The 21,603-nt window shown below is 74.6% G+C and carries 23 protein-coding genes and 1 riboswitch; of the genes, 12 read left to right on the top strand and 11 right to left on the bottom strand.

The features are described 5' to 3' along the window. The first annotated feature begins 1 nt into the window (after position 1). On the top strand, positions 2-1,300 hold the full coding sequence (locus tag ACI8AG_RS14055) for an amidohydrolase family protein (protein ID WP_456597539.1): 1,299 nt from the start codon (positions 2-4) through the stop codon (positions 1,298-1,300). A 2-nt stretch (positions 1,301-1,302) separates the two neighbouring features. On the opposite strand, the gene ACI8AG_RS14050 is transcribed toward ACI8AG_RS14055, so the two are convergent. After that, a complete protein-coding gene (locus ACI8AG_RS14050; RefSeq protein WP_456597538.1) occupies positions 1,303-1,758 on the bottom strand; it encodes a hypothetical protein in 456 nt (151 codons plus the stop codon). A gap of 182 nt (positions 1,759-1,940) precedes the next feature. On the opposite strand from ACI8AG_RS14050, the gene ACI8AG_RS14045 reads away from it, so the two are divergent. Both ACI8AG_RS14045 and ACI8AG_RS14040 read left to right on the top strand, forming a co-directional pair. Next, positions 1,941-2,297 carry a metalloregulator ArsR/SmtB family transcription factor gene (locus ACI8AG_RS14045; RefSeq protein WP_456591187.1) on the top strand — a complete coding sequence of 119 codons (357 nt, stop codon included), beginning with the start codon at positions 1,941-1,943 and terminating at the stop codon, positions 2,295-2,297. Beyond that, positions 2,294-2,779 (top strand): SRPBCC family protein, encoded by a 486-nt coding sequence (locus ACI8AG_RS14040; protein WP_456597537.1) that lies wholly within the window; start codon positions 2,294-2,296, stop codon positions 2,777-2,779. The genes ACI8AG_RS14045 and ACI8AG_RS14040 overlap by 4 nt, the downstream gene beginning before the upstream one ends. 19 nt (positions 2,780-2,798) lie before the next feature. On the opposite strand, the gene ACI8AG_RS14035 is transcribed toward ACI8AG_RS14040, so the two are convergent. Continuing rightward, positions 2,799-3,602, bottom strand: coding sequence for an MBL fold metallo-hydrolase (locus ACI8AG_RS14035; RefSeq protein ID WP_456591189.1), 804 nt, complete (start codon positions 3,600-3,602; stop codon positions 2,799-2,801). Between the two features lie 62 nt (positions 3,603-3,664). On the opposite strand from ACI8AG_RS14035, the gene ACI8AG_RS14030 reads away from it, so the two are divergent. The 6 genes from ACI8AG_RS14030 to gdhA all read left to right on the top strand — a co-directional run bounded on the left by ACI8AG_RS14030 (position 3,665) and on the right by gdhA (position 10,321). Beyond that, complete coding sequence (locus ACI8AG_RS14030; RefSeq protein ID WP_456597536.1) at positions 3,665-5,179, top strand: TldD/PmbA family protein; 1,515 nt, start codon at positions 3,665-3,667, stop codon at positions 5,177-5,179. Next, on the top strand, positions 5,176-6,564 hold the full coding sequence (locus tag ACI8AG_RS14025; protein WP_456597535.1) for a metallopeptidase TldD-related protein: 1,389 nt from the start codon (positions 5,176-5,178) through the stop codon (positions 6,562-6,564). The genes ACI8AG_RS14030 and ACI8AG_RS14025 overlap by 4 nt, the downstream gene beginning before the upstream one ends. 232 nt (positions 6,565-6,796) lie before the next feature. After that, entirely contained in the window at positions 6,797-7,099 is a 303-nt protein-coding gene (locus ACI8AG_RS14020; protein WP_456591192.1) for a hypothetical protein, read from the top strand. Between the two features lie 97 nt (positions 7,100-7,196). Then, a complete protein-coding gene (locus ACI8AG_RS14015) occupies positions 7,197-7,688 on the top strand; it encodes a hypothetical protein (protein WP_456597534.1) in 492 nt (163 codons plus the stop codon). 177 nt (positions 7,689-7,865) lie between these two features. Further along, on the top strand, positions 7,866-8,894 hold the full coding sequence (locus ACI8AG_RS14010; protein ID WP_456597533.1) for a C40 family peptidase: 1,029 nt from the start codon (positions 7,866-7,868) through the stop codon (positions 8,892-8,894). 77 nt (positions 8,895-8,971) lie between these two features. Next, entirely contained in the window at positions 8,972-10,321 is a 1,350-nt protein-coding gene (gene gdhA / locus ACI8AG_RS14005) for an NADP-specific glutamate dehydrogenase (protein WP_456591195.1), read from the top strand. Here gdhA and ACI8AG_RS14000 read toward each other — a convergent pair. Continuing rightward, positions 10,318-11,352, bottom strand: a complete 1,035-nt coding sequence (locus tag ACI8AG_RS14000) for a uroporphyrinogen decarboxylase family protein (protein WP_456597532.1) — start codon at positions 11,350-11,352, stop codon at positions 10,318-10,320. The two genes, gdhA and ACI8AG_RS14000, sit on opposite strands and share 4 nt — an antisense overlap. Before the next feature lie 63 nt (positions 11,353-11,415). On the opposite strand from ACI8AG_RS14000, the gene ACI8AG_RS13995 reads away from it, so the two are divergent. Then, complete coding sequence (locus ACI8AG_RS13995; RefSeq protein ID WP_456597531.1) at positions 11,416-11,949, top strand: gamma carbonic anhydrase family protein; 534 nt, start codon at positions 11,416-11,418, stop codon at positions 11,947-11,949. On the opposite strand, the gene ACI8AG_RS13990 is transcribed toward ACI8AG_RS13995, so the two are convergent. The 8 genes from ACI8AG_RS13990 to ACI8AG_RS13955 all read right to left on the bottom strand — a co-directional run bounded on the left by ACI8AG_RS13990 (position 11,950) and on the right by ACI8AG_RS13955 (position 19,832). Next, on the bottom strand, positions 11,950-13,149 hold the full coding sequence (locus ACI8AG_RS13990; RefSeq protein ID WP_456597530.1) for a cysteine desulfurase-like protein: 1,200 nt from the start codon (positions 13,147-13,149) through the stop codon (positions 11,950-11,952). Between the two features lie 25 nt (positions 13,150-13,174). Further along, on the bottom strand, positions 13,175-14,245 hold the full coding sequence (locus ACI8AG_RS13985; RefSeq protein WP_456597529.1) for a threonine aldolase family protein: 1,071 nt from the start codon (positions 14,243-14,245) through the stop codon (positions 13,175-13,177). Between the two features lie 25 nt (positions 14,246-14,270). Beyond that, positions 14,271-14,849, bottom strand: coding sequence for a YdeI/OmpD-associated family protein (locus tag ACI8AG_RS13980; RefSeq protein ID WP_456591200.1), 579 nt, complete (start codon positions 14,847-14,849; stop codon positions 14,271-14,273). A gap of 41 nt (positions 14,850-14,890) precedes the next feature. Continuing rightward, positions 14,891-15,967, bottom strand: coding sequence for a homoserine O-acetyltransferase MetX (gene metX, locus ACI8AG_RS13975; protein ID WP_456597528.1), 1,077 nt, complete (start codon positions 15,965-15,967; stop codon positions 14,891-14,893). Between the two features lie 2 nt (positions 15,968-15,969). Beyond that, positions 15,970-17,262, bottom strand: a complete 1,293-nt coding sequence (locus tag ACI8AG_RS13970) for a bifunctional o-acetylhomoserine/o-acetylserine sulfhydrylase (RefSeq protein WP_456597527.1) — start codon at positions 17,260-17,262, stop codon at positions 15,970-15,972. Positions 17,263-17,304: 42 nt separating this feature from the next. Beyond that, positions 17,305-17,420, bottom strand: a riboswitch (SAM riboswitch). A gap of 87 nt (positions 17,421-17,507) precedes the next feature. Next, a complete protein-coding gene (locus ACI8AG_RS13965; RefSeq protein ID WP_456597526.1) occupies positions 17,508-18,032 on the bottom strand; it encodes a hypothetical protein in 525 nt (174 codons plus the stop codon). Continuing rightward, positions 18,029-18,925 (bottom strand): mechanosensitive ion channel family protein, encoded by an 897-nt coding sequence (locus tag ACI8AG_RS13960; RefSeq protein WP_456591204.1) that lies wholly within the window; start codon positions 18,923-18,925, stop codon positions 18,029-18,031. The genes ACI8AG_RS13965 and ACI8AG_RS13960 overlap by 4 nt, the downstream gene beginning before the upstream one ends. Positions 18,926-19,034: 109 nt before the next feature. Continuing rightward, on the bottom strand, positions 19,035-19,832 hold the full coding sequence (locus ACI8AG_RS13955; RefSeq protein ID WP_456597525.1) for a thioesterase family protein: 798 nt from the start codon (positions 19,830-19,832) through the stop codon (positions 19,035-19,037). Between the two features lie 213 nt (positions 19,833-20,045). Between ACI8AG_RS13955 and ACI8AG_RS13950 the strand changes: the two genes are divergently transcribed. Together ACI8AG_RS13950 and ACI8AG_RS13945 are read left to right on the top strand one after the other, a co-directional pair. Next, the gene (locus tag ACI8AG_RS13950) at positions 20,046-20,492 is read left to right on the top strand and encodes an STAS domain-containing protein (RefSeq protein ID WP_456597524.1); all 447 of its coding nucleotides are present in this window, start codon (positions 20,046-20,048) and stop codon (positions 20,490-20,492) included. A gap of 43 nt (positions 20,493-20,535) precedes the next feature. Next, entirely contained in the window at positions 20,536-21,507 is a 972-nt protein-coding gene (locus ACI8AG_RS13945; RefSeq protein ID WP_456591207.1) for an EamA family transporter, read from the top strand. The last annotated feature ends 96 nt before the right edge of the window (positions 21,508-21,603 follow it).

Here is a 21,603-nt window from a genome sequence, read left to right as displayed (position 1 = left end):
CATGCGGCAGCGCTTCACCGCCCGGGCACTCGTCGTCGGCGACCGCGCCGGGACGGTCGTCCCCGACGGCGTCCTGGACGTCGCGGACGGTGCGATCGCGTGGGTCGGGCCGGCCACCGAGGCGCCCCCGGTCGAGGACGCCGACGTCGTCGCGCTGCCCGGGGTGCTCACCCCCGGCCTGGTCAACGCCCACTCGCACGCGCCGATGGTGCTGTTCCGCGGGCAGGGCGAGGGGCTGCCGCTGGACCGCTGGCTGCGCGAGGTCATGTGGCCGCGCGAGAGCCGGCTCACCCCGGAGGACGTCGAGGTCGCGATGACCGCGGCGTCGGCGGAGCTGCTCGGCAACGGCGTCACCACCAGCGTGGAGATGTACTTCCACCCCGAGCGGATCGCCGCCGCCGTCACCACCACCGGTGCCCGGGCGGTCGTCGCCACGCCGCTGCTGGCGCTCCCGGGCATGCCGCCGATGGCCGAGCAGCTCGACGCCGCCGTGGCCCTCGCCGCCGGCGCGCCCGGCGACGGGACGATCGAGTACGGCATCGGCCCGCATGCGGCCTACACCGTTCCGCTCCCCGTGCTCGCCGACGCCGCACGGGCCGCCCGCGAGCACGAGCTGCTGCTGCACCTGCACGTCGCCGAGACCGCCACCGAGGGCGCCGACCTGCTGGCCGCGCACGGGCTGTCGGTGCCCGCGCTGCTCGCCTCCTACGACGTCCTCGGTGGCCGGGTGCTCGCCGCGCACTGCGTGCACATGGACGACGGCGACCTCGAGCTGTGGCAGGAGTACGACGTCGCCGTCGCCCACTGCCCGGCCAGCAACGCCAAGCTCGCCAGCGGCGTCGCGCCGGTGCGCCCGATGCTCGACCGCGGCATCCGGGTGGGGCTGGGCACCGACGGCCCCGCGTCCAACGACTCCCTGGACCTCTTCGCCGACCTGCGGCTGGCCGCGGGGATGGCGCGGCTGCGTGAGCGGTCGGCGACGGCGCTGACGGCGGCCGAGGCGTTCTGGATGGCCACCGGGGGAGCGGCCGACGCCCTCGGCCGCCCGGACCTGGGTCAGCTGGCCCCCGGCCGGCGGGCCGACCTGGTGCACGTCGACACCCGGGACCTGGTGTTCGAGCCGGTCGGCGACCCGGCCGACGTGCTGGCGCACCTGGTGTGGTCCGGCGCGGGGCGGCACATCCGTGACGTGTGGGTGGGCGGCCGCCCCGTCGTGCGCGACGGTGCCTCGACCACGGTCGACGTCGCGGCGCTGCGTGCCGACGTCGCTGCCCGCGCCGCCCGGCTCGCGGCGGGCTGAGCTCAGCCCGCCGCGGCCTGCAGGTCGTCGCCGGTCCAGGTGTAGAGCCGGTCGCCGAGGACGACGGTCACCCAGCCCTCGCAGAGCTGCGCCTCGTCGCCCAGATCGGGCCAGTTCCCGCCGCCGTCGAAAGGCATGCCCACCTGGGGGAGCGCGGTGCAGTCCGCCGGCGGTCGAGCTCCCTCGTCCAGCGTCATCTCCGCCCGCACGCTGCCGGAGTCGTCGCCGGCGGCCTCGCCGGGTCGGACGACGGTGACGTCGTGCCCCACCGGGCGGGTCCAGCCCGGCACGTCCCCGCGCGGGGCGTCGTCGGCGTCGGCGTGGTCCGACGTCTCGGTGTGACCCTGCAGCTCCGCCAGCATCGCCCCGGGCCCGTCCACGCCCGCCGGCATGGTCACCACGATCCCTGCCACGGCCACCGCGCCGACCGCCACCACTCCGGCCACCGTCCCGAGCACTGCCTTTGTTCTTGTCCATGGGGGGAGCGTCGGTCCTCCCGCCGTCAGCGCGCGTCGGTCGCCGGGCTGATCCGCACCCTCCGCCCCCGGGCGGACGACACATTCCTCAACCGACCGGTTGACAAAGCTCGGAGGTGCGGCCTAGCGTCTTCGTCAACCGAAAGGTTGAGAAAGGATGTGACGTGGTGGCGGATCCGCTCTCCCGGGTGTTCTCGGCCCTGGCCGACCCCACCCGGCGGGACATCGTGGCGCGGCTCGCGGTCGGCGACGCCACGGTGGGCGAGCTCGCCGCGCCCTATGACGTGACCGTCCAGGCCGTCTCCAAGCACCTGAAGGTGCTGGAGGACGCCGGCCTGGTCAGCCGGAGCCGGGAGGCCCAGCGCCGCCCGGTGCACCTCGAGGCCGAGGTCTTCGACCTCATGACGAAGTGGATCGAGCGCTACCGGCGCCAGGCCGAGGAGCGCTACCGCCGGCTGGACGACGTCCTGCGATCGATGCCGGACGCCCCCGCCCCGTCCCAGGAAGGAAGCCCCTCATGACCACGAGCACCCACCGCGAGACCCAGATCGCCGCCGATCCGGACGTCCCGCTCATCCGCATCACGCGGGAGTTCGACGCGCCGCGGGAGAAGGTCTTCCGCGCCCACACCGAGCCCGACCTGGTCGTCCAGTGGCTCGGCCCGCGGGGCCTCGAGATGACGATCGTCCGCTACGACTGCCGGACGGGTGGTTCCTACCGCTACGTCCACAGCCAGGACGGCGAGGAGTACGCCTTCTACGGCAGCTTCCACGAGGTGCGCCCCGACGAGCTGATCGTGCAGACGTTCACGTACGAGGGCATGCCCGCCGAGGTCGTCCTGGAGAGGCTGCGCCTGGAGGACCTCGGCGACGGCCGCACCCGGCTGACCACGACCTCGCTGTGCGACTCCTTCGCCGGCCGCGACGCGATGCTCGTGAGCGGCATGGAGGTCGGCGTGAACGAGGGCTACGAGAAGCTCGACGACCTGCTCGCCCGCAGCTGACCCGCACGCGGCGAGACGGTCAGGCGCGCAGGCTGATCGTCTCGCCGCGGTGGGCGGGGCGGACCGTGCCGGGCAGCTCGCGGCGGGCCACCTCGGCGACGAAGTCCCCGAGCGGGCTCTTGAACAGCGAGTAGTCGTCGTAGTGCACCGGCACGGTGACCGGCGGCTTCAGCAGCTCCACCAGGTCCGCGCCCTGGCGGCCGTCCATCGTGACGGTCAGCCCCAGCACCTTGGTGCCGCCCAGGTGCGGGATGACGACGTCCAGCGGGCCGCAGCGCTCGAGCACCTCGCCGAGGAACGGCCGGTACAGGGTGTCGCCGCTGATGTAGCCCCGCCAGCTGACCTCCCCGTCGCGCACCAGCTCCAGCACGCTGCCCATCACCTGCGGTAGCACCCGGGCCAGCGGGCCGGGGCCGTGCACGCCCGGCACGGAGGTCACCCGCAGCTCCTCGTCGTCGCGGGCGAACGTGTGCGTCTGCCAGGGCCGCAGGTCGGCGGTGCCGGTGAAGCCCCGGTCGGCCAGGCATTTCGACGCCTCCGGCGTGGTGACGACCGGCGTCTCCTTGGGCAGCGCCTTGGTGGCGATCCGGTCCCAGTGGTCGCCGTGCATGTGCGAGAGCAGGATGCCGTCCAGCTCCGGCAGCTGGGCCGGCAGCAGGGCCGGGTCGGTGAGCCGCTTGCTGCGCAGCCCGTACCCCAGGTGCGCCCGCTGCCCGCGGTGCAGGAAGTTCGGGTCGGTGAGCAGCGTGAACCCCCCGATCCGCAGCAGCATCGTCGCGGTGCCGCCGAAGGTCATGGTCACGTCGTCCGCAGCCCGGTCCATGCGCAGGCGTTTACCCCGGGCGCCCCACCTCACCCGTGCCCGGGCGCTGGTAGACAGGGGCGGTGCCCGTTCGCCGCACGATCGACGAGTCGTTCCTCGCCCTCCCGCTGTCCGCGCTCACCGACGCCGCGCTGACCCGCGCCATCGACCTCGGGTGCTCGCACGCCGACCTGCGGGTCGAGCGCATCCGCACCCAGACGATCAGCCTGCGCGACGCCCGCCCCGAGGCCTTCACCGACGGGGAGGACCTCGGCCTGGCCGTCCGCGTGGTGCACGAGGGCACCTGGGGGTTCGCCGCCGGCGTCGTCCTCACCGCCGCCGAAGCCGTCCGCCTCGCCGAGGAGGCCATCGCGGTGGCGCGGGTGGCCGCCGCGCTGAACTCCGACCGCGTGGAGCTGGCCCCGGAGCCGGCGTACCCGGACGCCGAATACGTCTCCGCCTACGACGTCGACCCGTTCACCGTGCCGGACGCCGAGAAGACGGCGCTGCTCACCGACCTGTCGGAGCAGCTGCTGGCCGGCGACGGAGTCGAGCACGTGCAAGCCACCTGCATGCTGGTCAAGGAGCAGAAGTACTACGCCGACACCGCCGGCACCCGCACCCGCCAGCAGCGGGTGCGCCTCAACCCCGACCTGACCGCGCTCACCGTGGACCGGTCCACCGGGTCCTTCGAGAGCATGCGCACCCTCGCCCCGCCGGCCGGCCGCGGGTGGGAGTACCTCACCGGCACCGGCTGGGACTGGCGCGGGGAGCTGGCGGAGATCCCCGAACTGCTGCGCGAGAAGACCAAGGCGCCCACGGTCACGGCGGGCCGCTACGACCTCGTCGTCGACCCCTCGAACCTGTGGCTGACCATCCACGAGTCCGTCGGCCACGCCACCGAGCTCGACCGGGCGCTGGGCTACGAGGCGGCCTACGCCGGCACGTCCTTCGCCACGCCCGACCGGCTCGGCACCCTGCGGTACGGCTCCCCGCTCATGGACGTCACCGGGGACCGCACCGCACTGCACGGGCTGGCCACCGTCGGCTGGGACGACGAGGGCGTGGCCGGCCAGCAGTGGGACATCGTCCGCGACGGCGTGCTCGTCGGCTACCAGGTGGACCGGAACATGGCCCGGCTGCAGGGCATGTCGCGCTCCAACGGCTGCGCCTACGCCGACTCGCCGGGGCACGTCCCCGTGCAGCGGATGGCGAACGTGTCGCTGCAGCCGGTGCCCGACGGCCCCTCCACCGGGGAGATCATCGCCGGGGTCGAGCACGGCATCTACGTCGTCGGCGACAAGAGCTGGTCGATCGACATGCAGCGCTACAACTTCCAGTTCACCGGCCAGCGCTTCTACCGGATCGAGAACGGCCGGCTCGCCGGCCAGGTGCGCGACGTCGCCTACCAGGCGACGACGACGGACTTCTGGGGCTCGATGACGGCGGTCGGCGGCCCGCAGACCTACGTCCTGGGCGGCGCGTTCAACTGCGGCAAGGCGCAGCCCGGCCAGACGGCGGCGGTCAGCCACGGCTGCCCGACCGCCCTGTTCGAGGGCGTGGCGATCCTCAACACGGTCGAGGAGGCCGGGCGATGAGCTACCAGCGGCCCCAGGACGTCGTCGAGCAGGCGCTGGCCGCCTCGACCGCCGACGGGCAGGTCACCGTCGTCGTCGAGGGGTCCGAGGCGAACCTGCGCTGGGCCGGCAACAGCCTGACCACCAACGGGGCGATGCGGTCGCGCTCGGTCGTGGTGATCTCCTTCGTCGACGGCGGCGCCGGGATGGCAGCCGGCACCGTGAGCCGTTCGGGCGCCCCGGACGTCGCCGAGCTGGTGCGGATGAGCGAGCAGGCCGCCCGGGATGCCGGGCCGGCCGAGGACGCGATGCCGCTGATCGCCGACACCCCGCCCGGAGCCGGCGACTGGGACGCCGAGCCCGCGCAGACCTCGATCGAGGTGTTCACCGAGTTCGCCCCGGCGCTCGGCCAGGCCTTCGGCGAGGCGGGCGACCGCGGCGAGCTGCTCTTCGGCTTCGCCGAGCACTCGATGCGCACCACCTACCTGGGCAGTTCCACCGGGCTGCGGCTGCGCCACGACCAGCCGACGGGGCGGGTGGAGCTCAACGGCAAGACGCCCGACTTCGGCCGCTCGGTGTGGGCCGGCACCGGCACCCGGGACTTCACCGACGTCTCGGTGGCCGCCCTCGCCGCCGACGTGCAGCAGAAGCTGGCGTGGTCCCGGCGACGGGTCGACCTGCCGGCCGGCCGGTACGAGACGCTGCTGCCGCCGTCGGCGGTGGCCGACCTGATGATCTACCTCTACTGGACGATGGAGGCGCGGGACGCCGACGAGGGCCGCAACGTCTTCGCCCGGACCGGCGGGGGCAACCGCACCGGCGAGCGGCTGGCCGCCCTGCCGCTGACGCTGCGCAGCGACCCGCACGCCCCTGGTCTGGAGGCAGCACCCTTCCAGGTGGTGGGCGCGTCGTCGGGCTCGGCCTCGGTGTTCGACAACGGCATGGCGGCGCCGGCGGTGGACTGGATCTCCGGCGGGGTGCTCACCAACCTGATCCGCCCGCGGGCCTGGGCGCTGAAGACCACCGCCCCGGTCACCGTCGCCGTGGACAACCTGATCCTCGAGGACCCGACCGCCACGGCCTCCCTCGAGGAGATGGTGGCCGCGACCGACAGCGGGCTGCTGCTCACCACCCTCTGGTACATCCGCGAGGTCGACCCGCAGACCCTGCTGCTCACCGGACTCACCCGCGACGGCGTCTTCCTGGTCGAGAACGGCGAGGTGACCGGTGCGGTGAACAACTTCCGGTTCAACGAGTCCCCGGTCGACCTGCTCGCCCGGGCGGTGCAGGCCGGCCGCACCGAGCGCACCCTGCCGCGGGAGTGGAACGACTGGTTCACCCGCACCGCGATGCCGACCCTGCGGGTGCCGGACTTCAACATGAGCAGCGTCAGCCCCGCCAGCTGAGCCCTCCCCGGCGGGTCGGGGCCGTTCCGTCACAGTTCCGCCAAGTCGATCTCGCGCACGCTGGCGGAAACTGACGGGGACGTCGTGTGTTCATCGAACTACGCTCAGTTGCGATACCTGAGCGAGCGGATCGCTTTACCCAGACCCGGGTTCTGCCGAAACCTCTCGTAGCTCGATGACCGAGTACCGCACGCGAGCCCCGCTCCCACGGGGCTGTCGAGGGGAGGACTCCGTGACCAGGAGTCGCAAGCCGTCCGTCTTCCAGGTGGGCAAGGTCCGCGACGACGGGTACACCGTCGTCATCTCCGGCTGGGGGCTGGGCCTCTGCGCCGCCGCCTGCGCCTGCCACCGTCACCCGTCGGCCGGCCACCTCGCCATCGCCGAGGACCAGGCCGGTGGCTCCATCGGTCTGGTCAGCTTCCGCGAGGGCGGCTGCGACTGCTGCGAGCCGTGGACCTCCGAGGAGCTCTCGGCGATCCTGCGCGACTTCCAGGCCCTGGCCGGCCTCCAGGTGCAGGAGCCCCTCGCCGGCTGATCGAAGGACCCCCGTGCCCCCCCGCCACTCGCAAGCTCGCGGCGGGACCCTGCACGGGGGCCGTTCCACGACGTCACCTGCCGGGTAGGGGCGTCCCATGATGGGACGCGCTGCCCTGCGGGGCGCACTCGCCGGCCTGGCCGGCGTCGCCGTGATGACCCTGGGCGAGAAGGCCGAGCAGGCCCTCACCGGCCGCCCGGACAGCTACGTGCCGGCGCGCACGCTCACGGCGGTGAGCACCGGCCGGCGCCTGCCCGGCTCGGCCCGGCCGCCGGTCCGCAACCACCTCATGCACTGGGGCACCGGCGCGGCCGTCGGGGCGCTGCGCGGCATCTGGGCCGCCAGCGGGCTGCGCGGTCCGCGCGCGTCGGCCTGGCACACCTCCGTCCGGCTGGCCACCGACCAGACGCTGGAGAACGCCAGCGGCGTCGGTTCCCCGCCCTGGACCTGGTCCCGTCGCGACCAGGTCGTCGACGTCGCCCACAAGGCCGTCTACTCCTTCGTGACCGGCGCCGTCGCCGACCGTCTCGTCCCGCTCGCGCCCGACCGGCTGCCGGACGGCACCGCGGCGGGCCCGCGCCGTCGCTGAGCCCCCACCCTCGTGGCGGTGGGCCCCTCCTGGGGCGCGTGTGACTCAGGAGGTGAACCCGGGGCGGGTCACCCGCGCGCCCCCCGCTACTCGTCGACAACAGCTCCCTACGGTCCGTTCTGACGCGCATGGTTGCGGCCCCTTCCCCGGGCCCGGCGCAGGTGATCGGAGGCCAGGGTGCACACGCAGCACACGACCACCCGTCGCCGCTCGCGTGCCGTCCTCGCGGTCGGCGCCGTGCTGGTGGCGGCAGCGACGGGCGTTCTCACCCCCACGGCGGCCTCGGCCGCGCCGGGCTCCGCGGCCGAGGCCGCCGAGCTGGTGCGCAAGACCGCCCAGGAGCTCACCGTCATCGACGAGCAGGTGCACGAGGCCCGGCTGACCGTCGCCGAGCAGCAGCGGATCGCCGAGGAGGCCACCGCCCACGCGGCCACGGCCCAGGCCGCCGTCGCCGCGTTCGAGCCGCAGATGCGGGCCATCGCGCACACCGGCTACACCGGCAAGACGCGGTCGCGGGTGGCCGCGTTCCTCACCAGCGGCTCGGCTGACGAGCTCGTCCAGCAGATGACGACGCTGGACCTGATCGCCGACCACACCAACGGCGTCATCGCCCAGGTGGCCGCCGCCCAGGCCGCAGCGGAGCAGGCCCAGGCCACCGCCGACCAGGCCGCGGCGGCGGCGAAGGCCGGGCTCGAGCAGGTCACCGCCCAGCAGGCCGAGCTCGAGAAGCAGATCGCCGACCACCGCGCCGACTACGCCCGGCTCTCGGCCGCCGAGCAGGCCCGGGTCGCGACCGCGCTGGCCGGGCCGGCCCTCGCCACGCCGTCGGCCGGCAGCCTTCCCGACGCTCCCAGCGGTGCCGCGGCGGCGGCCGTGCAGGCCGCACTCGGCCAGGTGGGCGACCCCTACGTCTGGGGCGCCTCGGGCCCCGACGGCTTCGACTGCTCCGGCCTGACGTCCTACGCCTACGCCGCCGCCGGCATCTCCCTCCCGCACAGCAGCCGGGCGCAGTCCCAGCTCGGCCGCGAGGTGCCGCGGTCGGAGCTCCAGCCCGGCGACCTCGTCTACTTCTACTCGCCGGTCAGCCACGTGGGCCTCTACATCGGCAACGGGATGATGGTGCACGCCCGCACCTTCGGCCGGCCGGTCGCCGTCACCAGCGTCGACCAGAACGGGTACCGGGGCGCCCGCCGCCTCGTCGGCTGACGGCCCCCGGCCCAGCGCGCGGCGCCGCCGCGACGTACGTTGCCCCTGCACGGCGACGGACGGCGAGGAGGCCGGAGATGAGCGGCGAGGTACCGGCCACGGTGCTGGGCATCTACGACGAGGTGCTGCGGCGCAACCCTGGCGAGACGGAGTTCCACCAGGCCGTCCGCGAGGTCCTGGAGTCGCTGGCCGTGGTGCTCGACCGGCACAGCGAGTACACCGAGATGAAGACCGTGGAGCGGATCTGCGAGCCGGAGCGGCAGATCATCTTCCGCGTCCCGTGGCAGGACGACCGCGGCGAGGTGTGGATCAACCGCGGCTTCCGCGTGGAGTTCAACTCCGCGCTCGGCCCCTACAAGGGTGGGCTGCGGTTCCACCCCTCGGTGAACCTGGGCATCGTCAAGTTCCTGGGCTTCGAGCAGATCTTCAAGAACGCCTTGACCGGCATGCCCATCGGCGGCGGCAAGGGCGGCTCCGACTTCGACCCCAAGGGCCGGTCGGACGCCGAGATCATGCGGTTCTGCCAGTCGTTCATGACCGAGCTGTACCGGCACCTCGGCGAGTACACCGACGTCCCCGCCGGTGACATCGGCGTGGGCGCGCGGGAGATCGGCTACCTCTTCGGCCAGTACAAGCGGATCACCAACCGCTACGAGTCCGGTGTGCTCACCGGCAAGGGGCTCGGCTGGGGTGGCGCGCTGGTCCGCACCGAGGCCACCGGGTACGGCGCCGCCTTCTTCGCCGACGCCATGATGCGGGCCCGCGGGGAGTCCTTCGACGGCCGGCGGGTCGTCGTCAGCGGGTCGGGCAACGTGGCCGTCTACGGCATCGAGAAGGTGCACCAGCTGGGCGGCACCGTCGTCGCCTGCTCCGACTCCGGCGGCTACGTCGTGGACGACGCCGGCATCGACCTCGACCTGCTCAAGCAGGTCAAGGAGGTCGAGCGTGGGCGGGTGGCCGACTACGCGGAGCGCCGGGCCTCGGCGAGCTTCGTGCCCGGCGGCAGCATCTGGGACGTGCCCTGCGACGTCGCCGTCCCCAGCGCCACGCAGAACGAGCTGGACGGCGACGCCGCCGCCGTCCTCGCGCGCAACGGCTGCCGGTACGTGGTGGAGGGCGCCAACATGCCCGCCACCCCGTCGGCGGTGAAGGTGTTCCGGGAGGCGGGCGTCGGCTTCGCCCCCGGGAAGGCGGCCAACGCCGGCGGCGTCGCGACCTCCGCGCTGGAGATGCAGCAGAACGCCTCGCGCGACCGCTGGACCTTCGAGCACAGCGAGGCGCGGCTCGAGGAGATCATGCGGGACATCCACGCCCGCTGCCACGAGACCGCCGAGGAGTACGGCTCACCGGGTGACCTGGTGCTCGGTGCCAACGTGGCCGGGTTCCTCCAGGTGGCCGAGGCGGTGCACGCGCACGGCTTGATCTAGAGCTCGGCGCGCAGCAGCTCCGCGGCGAGGGCGAGCGAGCGCATCTTGCCGGCCGCGGACTCCCGGGGCAGGTACTTCAGCCCGCAGTCGCTGGTGAGCACCAGGCGGGCGACGTCCACGTCGTCCAGCGCGCGGCGCACCCGGTCGGCCACGACCTCGGGGGTCTCGACCTCCGGTGTGGACAGGTCGAGGACCCCCAGGGCGATGCCCTTGCCGCGCAGCGGCCGCAGCGTGGCCGGGTCGAGGTGCGACTGCGCCGTCTCGACGGCGACGGTGTCGACGGGGGTGTCGGCGAGCTCGGGGAGGAACGAGTAGCCGGTGGGGCGCTCGGAGACCATCGCCGCGTAGCCGAAGCACAGGTGCAGGTGCACCGGACCCGGCGCGCCCTCCACCGCGCGGGTCACCGCCTCGGCCCCGTACTCGCGCGCGACCTCGGGGCGGGCCTGCAGCCACGGCTCGTCGATCTGCACGATGTCGGCCCCGGCGGCGAAGAGATCGGCGATCTCCGCGCGGACGACGTCGGCGTAGGCCAGGGCCAGTGCGCGGCCGTCGCCGTAGTGGTCGTCCTGCGCCTGCTGCGCCATGGTGAAGGGGCCGGGGACGGTGATCTTGACGGTCCGCTCGGTGTGCGCCCGCAGGAAGCGCACGTCGTCGGCCTGGATCGGGGCGGGCCGGGTGATCGCGGCCCGCACCCGCGGCACCGGGATCGGCTTCCCGGACCGGTTGAGCACGGTGCCGGGGTCGTCGACGTCGACGCCGGTCAGCGCCGTCGCGAAGTGGTTGGAGTACGACTCCCGCCGGATCTCGCCGTCGGTGACGATGTCCAGCCCGGCCTCCTCCTGCGAGCGGATCGCCAGCCGGGTCGCGTCGTCCTGCGCCTCGGCCAGCAGGTCCGGCGCCACCCGCCACAGCTCCCGTGCGCGCACCCGGGGCGGGAACTGGTGGGCCAGCCGGTCGCGGTCGATGAGCCAGCCGGGCTGGGGCAGGCTCCCCACGATCGACGTGGGCAACGGGGGGAGGTGCGCGGGCATGCCGGGAAGTCTGCCGGGAGTGCGACCGGTGCGCGCCGCCCGGGGCTGTGTTGAGGTGGGCGGGTGGACAACGCATTCATCGGAGCCCTGGAGTTCGGCGAGCCGCGGATCGACGAGGCCGCGTTCGTGGCGCCGACGGCGGTGGTGGTGGGCGCGGTGACGATGGGGCCGCGGTCGAGCATCTGGTACGGCGCCGTCGCCCGGGCCGACGCCGAGGTCATCGAGATCGGCGCCGACTCGAACATCCAGGACGGCTGCGCACTGCACTCCGACCCGGGCTTCCCCCTGGTCGTGGGGGAGCGCGTCTCGGTGGGGCACCGGGTGGTGCTGCACGGCTGCCGCATCGACGACGAGGTGCTCGTGGGCATGGGCAGCGTGATCATGAACGGCGCGCACATCGGCTCCGGGTCGATCGTCGCCGCCGGCGCCGTCGTCACCCAGGGCAAGGTCTTCTCGCCGCGTTCGCTCATCGCCGGCGTCCCCGCGAAGGTGCTGCGCGAGGCCACCGACGACGACCAGCTGCACATCCAGGGCAACGCGATCAGCTACACCGACCGGCTGGACTCCGCCCGCCGGGTCCGCCGGCTTCAGGGCTGATCAGGTCGCGAGCCACTCCCGCAGCCCGGTGAGCAGACGGTCGACGTCGTCGGCGTCGCTGTAGGGGGCCAGCCCGGCCCGCAGGCCGCCGGTGTCGCCGAGCCCGAGCCAGCGGCTCGCCTCGATCGCGTAGAAGTGCCCGGCCGGCGCGTTGACGCCCCGACCGGCGAGGAACCGGTAGGCGTCGGCGGGGTCGCGGTCGGCGAAGGTCAGCAGCAGCGTCGGGGTGCGGTGCGCCGCCCGCGACCACAGCCGGACGCCCGGCAGCTCCGCCAGCCCGGCCTCCAGGCGCTTCCGCAGCCGGTCCTCGTACTCCTCGATCGCGAGCATCGCCGCGGCCAGCCGCTCCCGGCGCCGCCCGGAGCCCCCGAGGCCGGCCAGGAAGTCCACCGCCGCCGTCGTCCCGGCCAGCAGCTCGTAGGGCAGCGTGCCGAGCTCGAAGCGCTCGGGCACCGCGTCCGTCGACGGCAGCAGCTTGGCCGGGCGCAGGGTGGCCAGGAACGCGGGATCGGCGGCGAGCACGCCGCAGTGCGGGCCGAGGAACTTGTACGGCGAGCAGAGGAAGACGTCGGCGCCCAGCGCCCGGACGTCGACCGGGGCGTGCGCGGTCAGGTGCACGCCGTCGACGACGAGCAGCGCGCCGGCCGCGTGCACCCGCCCGGCTATCGCGGCCAGGGGCGGGCGGGTGCCGATCAGGTTCGACGCCCCGGTCACCGCCACCACGCGGGTGCGGTCGGTCAGCACCGCTGCGACGTCGTCGGCGGTCAGCTCCCCGGTGGCCGGGTCGAAGGCGGCCCACCGCACCGTGGCGCCCGCGCCCTCGGCGGCCCGCACCCAGGGCCGGATGTTCGCGTCGTGGTCGAGCCGGGTCACCACCACCTCGTCGCCGGGGCCCCAGCCGGCGGCGAGGGTGCGAGCGAGGTCGAAGGTGAGCGCGGTGGCGCTGCGGCCGAACACGACGCCGGTGGGGTCGGCGCCCAGCAGGTCCGCCATGGCCAACCGCGCGGCCAGCACCGTCTCGTCGGCGAACCGCTCCGCAGCGGTGACGGCGCCGCGGTTGCTGATCGGCGCGGTCAGCGTCGCCGCGACCGCGCGGCCCACCTGCTCGGGCACCTGCGTGCCGCCGGGGCCGTCGAAGTGCGCGGTGCCGCTCGCCAGCGACGGGAAGGAGGCGCGGAGCGCGGCGACGTCGAGGCCCATGGATGCCGACGCTAACCGCCGCCCGTCAGGCTTCCCCGGCCAGGGCAGCGATCGCGGCCCGCGCCTCCTCGATCGGCAGCGCCAGCGTCGCGTCGCCCACCGGCAGCTCCACCCGCACCACCGCGGGGTCGCCGGTGGGCATCGCCCGCGGCCAGGTCCACAGGCCCTCGTCCACGGCCAGCCGGCGCGCGGCCGCGGTGAAGGCCGCGGGGGTGGTGCGCAGCAGCAGGTGGAGCATCGGCGTCTGCGGCGGGTCGGGGACGACGGTGACGCCGGGCAGGTCGCGGACGGCGTCGGCGAGCTCCCGGGCACGCGCCAGGTAGGCCGGCATCAGCGGCAGCCGCCGGCGCAGGCAGGCCAGCGCCGACGCCGCGCCCGGCCACATCCCGAACAGGGTGCCGCCCAGCCGCCGGCGCCACTCCCGGACCTCCGCGACGACGTCGGCCGGGCCGGCCAGGCAGCAGCCGGCCAGCGCGCCGATGCCCTTGTAGAAGCTGACGTAGACGGTGTCGAACAACCCGGCGATCTCGGCCGGCGTGCGGTCGTAGCCGGCCGAGGCCTCCCACAGCCGGGCGCCGTCCAGGTGCGCCGCGGCGCCGCGCTCGCGGGCCCAGGCCACCTGCTCGGCCAGGTCGTCCCACGGCGGCAGCCGCCCGCCCAGATCGCGCTGGGGCAGCTCCACCAGCAGCGCGGCAGGCAACTCGGCGACCGCGTCCAGATCGGTGCGCAACAGCGGCCCGTACCGGTTCCCCGCCGGGCGCAGCGCCATGCCGTGCAGCCGCTCGAACGCCTGCTCCTCGTGCCGGATCAGGTGGCTCTCGGGGTGGCAGACGACGGTGCGCCGGCCGCGACGGTCGGCGTGCACGCGCAGCGCCGCCTGCTGCGCCATGACCCCGCTGGGCAGGTACGCCGCCGCCGGCAGGCCCAGCAGCCCGGCGACCTCGGCCTCCAGCTCGGCCACCACCCCGCCCTCGCCGTACCGGTCCGGGGCGGTGCCGGGCGGGACCGTGGCCAGCAGGTCGGCCGGCCGCCACTCGCCGTGCCCGGTCAGCGCGCGGGTGCAGGCCTCGCGCAGCGCGAGGAGGTCGTCGTCCACCCGGGAAGTCTCGCCCGCCGGGTGGTCAGTGGAAGCGGCGCCCCTCGGCGAGCATCTGCACGGCGGCGGCGATCCGCTTGGCCCGGCCCGCCGGCGTGACGGCGGTGTGCACCCGCCACAGGACGGCGTAGCGGTTCTGGCCGTCGAGGGCGTCGAAGGCGGCCCGCGCGCCGGGCTGCGCGTCCAGGGCCGCGGCGAGGTCGTCGGGCACGGTGATGGTGGCCGCGCCCGGATAGGCGCGTGCCCACCGGCCGTCGGCCTGCGCGGCCGCCACGGCGGCCAGGCCCGCCGGGCGCATCCGGCCCTCGGCGGTCAGCCGCTCCACGGTGGCGACGTTCTTCTGCGACCACACGCTGCGCGCGCGGCGCGGGGTCAGCCGCAGCAGGTGGTAGGAGTCGTCCAGCCGCTGGCCGCGCCCGTCGATCCAGCCGAAGCACAGGGCCGACTCGACGACCTGCGCCGCGGTGACCGAGGGGATGCCCGAGCCCTTGCGCGCGATCTGCACATAGAGGCCCGGCGCGGTGGCGTGGTGGGCCTCCAGCCAGGCCTCCAGGGCGGGCTGGTCGGCGAACGGCAGCATCGGCAGATCCGTCGGCGCGGGCACGGCCCCATCCTGGACCCGCGGTACGACGGGTTCCGGCGGTGTCAGCCCGCCAGCAGTTCGCGCAGCAGCGCGTCCACCGCGGGGGCCTCGACGAGGAAGCCGTCGTGGCCGTACGGGGAGGAGATCAGCCGCAGCGGGACGCCGAGCGCGTCGGCCACCCGCTGCTGCTGCTCCGGGGGGTACAGCCGGTCGCTGTCCACGCCGGCGACGAGCGGGCGGGCGGTCACCCGGCCCAGCGCCGCCTCGACGCCGCCGCGGCCCCGGCCGACGTCCCAGCTGTTCATCGCCTCGGTGAGGAGCACGTAGCTGCCGGCGTCGAATCGGCCGGTCAGCTTCGCCCCGTGGTGCTGCAGGTAGGAGGCGACCGCGTAGCGGCCGTCCTCCTGCACCCGGGTGCCGAAGCGCGCCTCCAGCTCCGCCGCGCTGCGGTAGGTGAGGTGGGCGATCCGCCGGGCGATGTCCAGGCCGTCCGCCGGCGGGTCGGCGAGCGGGTAGTCCCCGCCCCGCCAGCGGGGGTCGGCCCGCACGGCCGCCTGCTGCGTGGTCTGGGTGCCGATCTGGTCGGCCGAGGCGACGGCGGTCGAGGCGAGGAAGAAGAGCGCGGCCACCCGGCCGGGGAACGCGACCGCCCACTCCAGCGCCCGCATGCCGCCCATCGAGCCGCCGGCGACGCACGCCCAGCGACGCACGCCGAGCGCGTCGGCCAGCGCCACTTCGGCGCGCACCTGGTCGCCGACGGTCACCCCGGGGAAGCGTGCCCCCCACGGAGCGCCGTCGGGGGCGGCCGACGACGGCCCCGTCGTCCCCTGGGAGCCACCGAGCACGTTGGCGCAGACGACGAAGAACCGCTCGGTGTCCAGGGCGGCACCCGGGCCGACCACGCCGCTCCACCAGCCGGGGGTCGGGTGGCCGGGCCCGGCCGGCCCGACGACGTGGCTGTCACCGGTGAGTGCGTGCTCGATCAGCACCGCGTTCCCGCCGTCGGGCGCGAGCGTGCCCCAGCACTCGTAGGCGATGCGCACGCCGGGCAGGCTCCCGCCGCGCTCCAGCTCGAACGGGCCGGGCAGGTCGAGGAACCGGCGGTCGCCCGCCGGGTCGCCCTCGACCCACCCGCCCACCGTCAGGCCGACTTGGCGGCGCGGAACCCGGCCTCCAGGTCGGCGAGGATGTCCTCGATGCCCTCCAGGCCGACGGCGAGGCGCACCAGACCCGGCGTGACGCCGGTGGTCAGCTGCTCCTCGGGCGTGAGCTGGGAGTGCGTCGTGGAGGCGGGGTGGATGACCAGGCTGCGCACGTCGCCGATGTTGGCGACGTGGCTGTGCAGCTCCAGCGCCTCCACGAACCGCTTGCCGGCCTCGACGCCGCCGTGCAGCTCGAAGGTGAGGACGGCGCCGGCCCCCTTCGGCGCGTACTTCTGCTGCGCCGCGTGCCACGGCGAGGACGCCAGCCCCGGGTAGTTCACCCGCTCGACGGCGTCGTGGCCCTCGAGGAACTCGGCCACCCGCTGCGCGTTGGCGACGTGCCGCTCCATGCGCAGCGACAGGGTCTCGATGCCCTGCACCACGAGGAAGGCGTTGAACGGCGAGACCGCCGGCCCCAGGTCGCGCAGCAGCTGCACCCGGGCCTTGAGCGCGAACGCCGGCGCGCCGAGGCCGGCGTAGACGACCCCGTGGTACGTCGGGTCGGGGGTGGTGAACATCGGGTGCCGGCCGCCGGTCCAGTCGAACGTGCCGCCGTCGACGATGAGCCCGGCGATGACGGTCCCGTGGCCGCCGAGGTACTTGGTGGCCGAGTGGACGACGACGTCGGCGCCGAACTCCAGCGGGCGGATCAGGTACGGCGTCGCGATGGTGTTGTCGACGATCAGCGGGACGCCGTTGCGGTGGGCGACACCGGCGACGGTCTCGATGTCGAGGATGTCGCCCTTCGGGTTGCCGATCGACTCGGCGAAGAACGCCCGGGTGTTCTCCTGGACGAGGGACTGCCAGTTCTCCGGGTCGTCGGGGTCCTCGACGAAGGACACGGTGATGCCCATCTTCGGCAGCGAGTGGTGCAGCAGGTTGTAGGTGCCGCCGTAGAGCGAGGCGGACGCCACGATGTGGTCGCCGGCCTCGGCGAGGTTGAGGATCGCCAGGGTCTCCGCGGCCTGCCCGGAGGCGACGGCGAGCGCGGCGACGCCGCCCTCCAGCGACGCGACGCGCTGCTCCAGCGCGTCCTGCGTCGGGTTCATGATCCGCGTGTAGATGTTGCCCATCTCGGCCAGCGCGAACAGGTCCGCGGCGTGCTGGGTGTCGCGGAACTGGTAGGCCGTCGTCGCGTAGATGGGCAGTGCCCGGGCACCGGTGGCCGGGTCCGGGCTCGTGCCGGCGTGGATCTGCCGGGTCTCGAAGCTCCAGCTCTGCGGGTCGGTCATGCGCCGTCTCCTCTCGCTCGCGGAGACCCGCGGCGCACGGGAGCTCCGTCCTTGCCGGGGGGCGGGCGCCTCCCGGCCGGCTCTTCCCCTGGAGCACCTCAGACGGAGTAGAGGTTGCCGGGCAGCCAGCCAGGTGCTTCGCGCTGCCTCTCAGGAGCCGAGGTGATCCTAGGACGCGCCGCAGGGGAGTGCGCGCCGCCCCCGTGGCGGGACGGATGTCCCACGTGAAACACCGGCCCCGTCGGTCACCCGGTCGGGGAGCCGGGGTCGGTCTCGTCGCCGGTGCCCCCCGTGTCGGCGGTCGGCTCCGGTCCGGTGGTCTCCGGAGCCGTCGTGGTCGGCTCGGTGGTCGGGGACGGCGAGCCGGTCGTCGGGGTGCTGGGCGGGGACGTCGTCGTCGGGGCCGGCTCCGTCTCCTCGGTGGTCGTCGGCTCCGTCTCCTCGGTGGTGGCCGGCTCGGTCTCCTCGGCCTGCTCGGTCTGCTCGGTGACCTGGCCCCGGGTGTCCGGCTCGCCGGGGGCCGGCGGCTTGACGTTGAGGTACAGCGCGAAGACGGAGACGAACAGCACGGCGAGCACGACCGTGGAGGTGCGCGCCCGGCCCAGGTGCTTGGGCACGGCCGACCACCAGCGGTGGCGCGGCGCCGCGGTCGTGCCGGTGGGCGCCCCGGCATCGGCGGCCGCGGCGGCGGGCGCCGTGCTGACGACGGGCTCGTCGGAGGCCCGGGCGGTGCCGTCGGTCGGGTCGCGACGCTCGTCGGGGGCGGTCACGAAACCTCCTCCTGGACGGCGGTCGCGCCGTCCCGCGCCGCGACCGAGGTGGTGGGCTGCGGCACCTGCATGCCCTGGCTGCGGAAGGCCTGGACGATGCGCGCCCGCAGGTCGCGGCCGACCTCGAACTGCTTGCCGGGGAGCGTGCGGGCGACCACCCGCACGTTCACCTCGTCCAGGCCGAGGGTCTCCACCCCCATGACCGTGGGCGGGTCGAGCAGCAGCGGCCGCATCGCCGGGTCCCGGAACGCCTCCCGGCCCACCTCCCGCAGGATCTCGTTGGCCCGGTTCACGTCCACCGTGGTCGGCACCGGCACGTCGACGACGGCGCGCGCCCAGTCGCGGGACAGGTTCACGACCTTGACGATCTGGCCGTTGGGCACGGTCACGACCTCGCCGTTGGGCGAGCGCACCCGCGTGACGCGCAGGGTGACGTCCTCGACGGTGCCGTTCGCCGGGTCGCCACCGCCCACGACCTGGATGGAGACGACGTCGCCGAACCCGTACTGGCGCTCGGTGATGATGAAGAAGCCGGCCAGCACGTCACCGACGATGCGCTGGGCGCCGAAGCCCAGGCCCACGCCGAGCACCGTGGCGGGCGCGACCAGGCCGGTCACCGGGATGCCGAGCCGGTCGAGGATGAAGAAGACCGAGATCGAGTAGATGAGCACGACCGCCGCCCAGGTGAGCACCTGGGTCAGCGAGTGGCGGTGCTTGGCCGCCTCCGACCGGACCAGCGCGTCCCCGCCGGTGGAGTTCCGGTCGATCCGGTCGGTGATCTTGTCGCCCACCCAGCCGACGAAGCGGGCGAGCAGGACCGAGCCGAGGACGATCAGCACCACTTCGAGACCCCGGCCGGACAGCCAGTCCAGCACGTCTCTCAGCGCGTCCACGGGGCGGCACTCCGATCATCGGGGGAAGCGACCTCTCCACCTTGCGCACCGCCGCCCGGCGATGCCAGCCCGACCCGCCGCCCAGTGCCGGTGGTGACGGAGAGATCGCTCACGGCGTCTCCCGCGGCTCGACGAACAGCGACTGCGTGGACCGCCCGATCGGGCCGTCGACGTCGAAGAGGACCGCGAAGCACTGCGCCGCCCCGGTGCCGCCGTGCACGGTCTCGGCGGCCATCCCCAGCCATTCCCCGCGCGGGGGTCGGTGCAGCGCGACGGAGAGGTCGACGTTGGCGAACGTGGCCCGCGTCCAGTCGAGGCTGGCGGAGATGCCGCTCGCGGCGTCGGTCATGACCAGCAGGTGCTGCAGCGGCGTCATCGGCTCTCCGGCGACCAACTCGCACTCGGCGCGGGTCCAGGCCGTGGCCGGCCCCGGGCCGTTGAAGGTCCCCGCGGCGAACCGCCACTCCAGCGCCCGGTGGTAGGCGATCTCGGTGGTGAAGAACCCCGCCCGCTCGGGGCGGCTCTCCTCGGGTCCGGACGGCGCCGGGTGCGGCTGCCCGGTCGCCGGGGCGGCGTCGTCGCGGGAACGCATCCGCCAGGCCGACAGCCGCATGAGCGGGCGGTCGTCGCCGGTGTCGAGGACCGCCTCCACCAGCTCGATCCGCCGGCCGGGGCGGATCACCGAGGTGCGCACCCGCACCGGGCCGACCGGGACCGGCGCCAGGATGTCGTAGGCCAGCCGCACGGTCTGCCCGCCGACGATCCCGCCGGCCCGCTCGACGGCGCGCAGGAGCAGGGCGGCGGGCGGCCCCGCGTGCTGGTGGGCGGCGTCCCAGGGGCCGATGGTCAGGGCCGTGGCGGTGAATCCGTCGCCGTCGGGCAGGTAGAGGGCCTCGGGCACGTCCATGGACGGAAGTCTGTCGCCGTCGGTCGCCGCTCCGGGCGCCGGGTCTCCCGCGGCGCCTCCGGTGCGTGCTGCCGCGGTGCCGCGCCGTCACAGCACGCCTGCCGGGCGTGGCTCTTCGGCCGATCCGGTATCGCAATCCGTTGTACCGCCGGACCGCCGTCCGTACGGTCCGCACGACGGGGGCAGCGACCGTCGGCACGAGGGGGAACACGGATGGTGCGGGCGCACGAGTGGGACATCAGCCGGCGGCTGTCCAGGCCACCCGGGGGGCGCCGACCGTGGTGGGTGTCGCACCCCGCTCCGGAGCCGGCCAGGCTGCGCCTGCAGTGGGAGGCGGCCGGCGGCCACGCCCTCGTCGTGGTGGACGGGGACATCGACCTGGTGACCGCGCCCCAACTGGAGGCGTTCGTCGCCGAGCGCCCGCTCGCCGGCTGCACGGTCCTCGAGCTCGACCTCGGCGGCGTCCCCTCGATGGGCTCGGGCGGGCTCTCGGTACTCATCGGCGTCCGCCGGTGGTGCCTCCAGCGCGGCATCGACCTGCTGCTGCGCAACGCCCAGCCCTCGGTGTGGCGGGTGTTCGAGGCGACGGGGCTGGACGCCGTCTTCACCGCCTCCGGTCGCGAGTCGCACCCGCCGGCGCAACAGCTCGCCCTCTTCTGAGCCGGTAGGTGTCTCGGCCGCGGTAGCCCGCTACCGTGCGCGCGTGCCCCGTACCGTCCGCCCCGGCCTCGGGTACGCGCTCACCCTCGCGGCGGCGGCGTTCTTCGCGGTCAACGGCACCGTCTCCACGCTCGCCCTCCAGGCCGGTCTCTCCGCGCCGCGGTTGACCGCGTTGCGGTGCACCGGCGCAGCCGTGGCCCTGCTCGCGGTCCTGCTGGTGGTGGCCCCGGGCCGGCTGCGGGTCGCCCGCCGGGAGCTTCCGCTGCTGGCGGTCCTCGGCGTCGTCGGGATCGCCATGACCCAGTACCTCTTCTACGTGGCCATCGGTCGCCTGCCCGTGGGCATCGCGCTCGTCTTCGAGTTCACCGGGACCGTGCTCATCGCCGTCTACGTGTGGCTCGTCCGCCGCGAGAAGGTGCGCCGCCGGGTGTGGGCGGCCCTGGTGCTGTCGTTGTCCGGGCTGGCCCTGGTGACCGAGATCTGGACCGGAGGCGGTTCGCTCGACGTGCTCGGCGTCGCAGCGGGCCTCGGCGCCGCCGTGGCTCTGGCGACCTACTACCTCATCGGCGAGCGGGGCACCGTGTCGCGGGACCCCGTCACCCTCACCTGCTGGGCCTTCGTCGCCGCCGCCGTCTTCTGGGCGGTGGCCGCGCCGTGGTGGCAGTTCGATGCCGCGGTGCTCGGCCGCGACGTGCCCGTCTCGATCGGCTCCCTCGAGCTCCCGCTGTGGGTTCTGGTGGCCTGGATCGCGGTGATGGGCGCGGTCGTGCCGTTCGGGCTGTCGATCGCCGCCCTGCGCCACCTGCCGCCGACCGCGGCGGGGCTGGTGGCCACGGCGGAGCCGGTGTTCGCCTCCGTCGTCGCCTGGCTGTGGGTCGAGCAGGTCCTCACCGCCTGGCAGGTCGTGGGTGGCGCCGTCGTCCTCACGGGGATCGCGCTGGCGCAGACGGCGCGCACCGCGGTCCCGCCGACCGCGCCGCCCCTGCCGGAGAGCCCGGCCCCGCTGTCGAGGTGACCCGGAACCGCCGGAACCGGCGCGATCACGTGATCTCGGCGGGTGCGGGGGCGGGGTGGGGCGCGTTGTCGTGTTCTCGGGCGGGGGGCGGGGGGT

This window comes from Blastococcus sp. SYSU DS0552 (assembly GCF_054050815.1).
Note: the sequence above shows the minus strand (reverse complement) of the source record. Positions and strands in the feature narration are given on the sequence as shown.

What these genes read in the sequence shown, in the direction of transcription:
- ACI8AG_RS14055 (WP_456597539.1), top strand. Translation starts at nt 2, where the DNA reads ATGCGGCAGCGCTTCACCGCCCGGGCACTCGTCGTCGGCGACCGCGCC.
- ACI8AG_RS14040 (WP_456597537.1), top strand. Translation starts at nt 2,294, where the DNA reads ATGACCACGAGCACCCACCGCGAGACCCAGATCGCCGCCGATCCGGAC.
- ACI8AG_RS14035 (WP_456591189.1), bottom strand. Translation starts at nt 3,602, where the DNA reads ATGGACCGGGCTGCGGACGACGTGACCATGACCTTCGGCGGCACCGCG.
- ACI8AG_RS14025 (WP_456597535.1), top strand. Translation starts at nt 5,176, where the DNA reads ATGAGCTACCAGCGGCCCCAGGACGTCGTCGAGCAGGCGCTGGCCGCC.
- ACI8AG_RS14015 (WP_456597534.1), top strand. Translation starts at nt 7,197, where the DNA reads ATGATGGGACGCGCTGCCCTGCGGGGCGCACTCGCCGGCCTGGCCGGC.
- gdhA (WP_456591195.1), top strand. Translation starts at nt 8,972, where the DNA reads ATGAGCGGCGAGGTACCGGCCACGGTGCTGGGCATCTACGACGAGGTG.
- ACI8AG_RS14000 (WP_456597532.1), bottom strand. Translation starts at nt 11,352, where the DNA reads ATGCCCGCGCACCTCCCCCCGTTGCCCACGTCGATCGTGGGGAGCCTG.
- ACI8AG_RS13990 (WP_456597530.1), bottom strand. Translation starts at nt 13,149, where the DNA reads ATGGGCCTCGACGTCGCCGCGCTCCGCGCCTCCTTCCCGTCGCTGGCG.
- ACI8AG_RS13970 (WP_456597527.1), bottom strand. Translation starts at nt 17,262, where the DNA reads ATGACCGACCCGCAGAGCTGGAGCTTCGAGACCCGGCAGATCCACGCC.
- ACI8AG_RS13955 (WP_456597525.1), bottom strand. Translation starts at nt 19,832, where the DNA reads ATGGACGTGCCCGAGGCCCTCTACCTGCCCGACGGCGACGGATTCACC.
- ACI8AG_RS13950 (WP_456597524.1), top strand. Translation starts at nt 20,046, where the DNA reads ATGGTGCGGGCGCACGAGTGGGACATCAGCCGGCGGCTGTCCAGGCCA.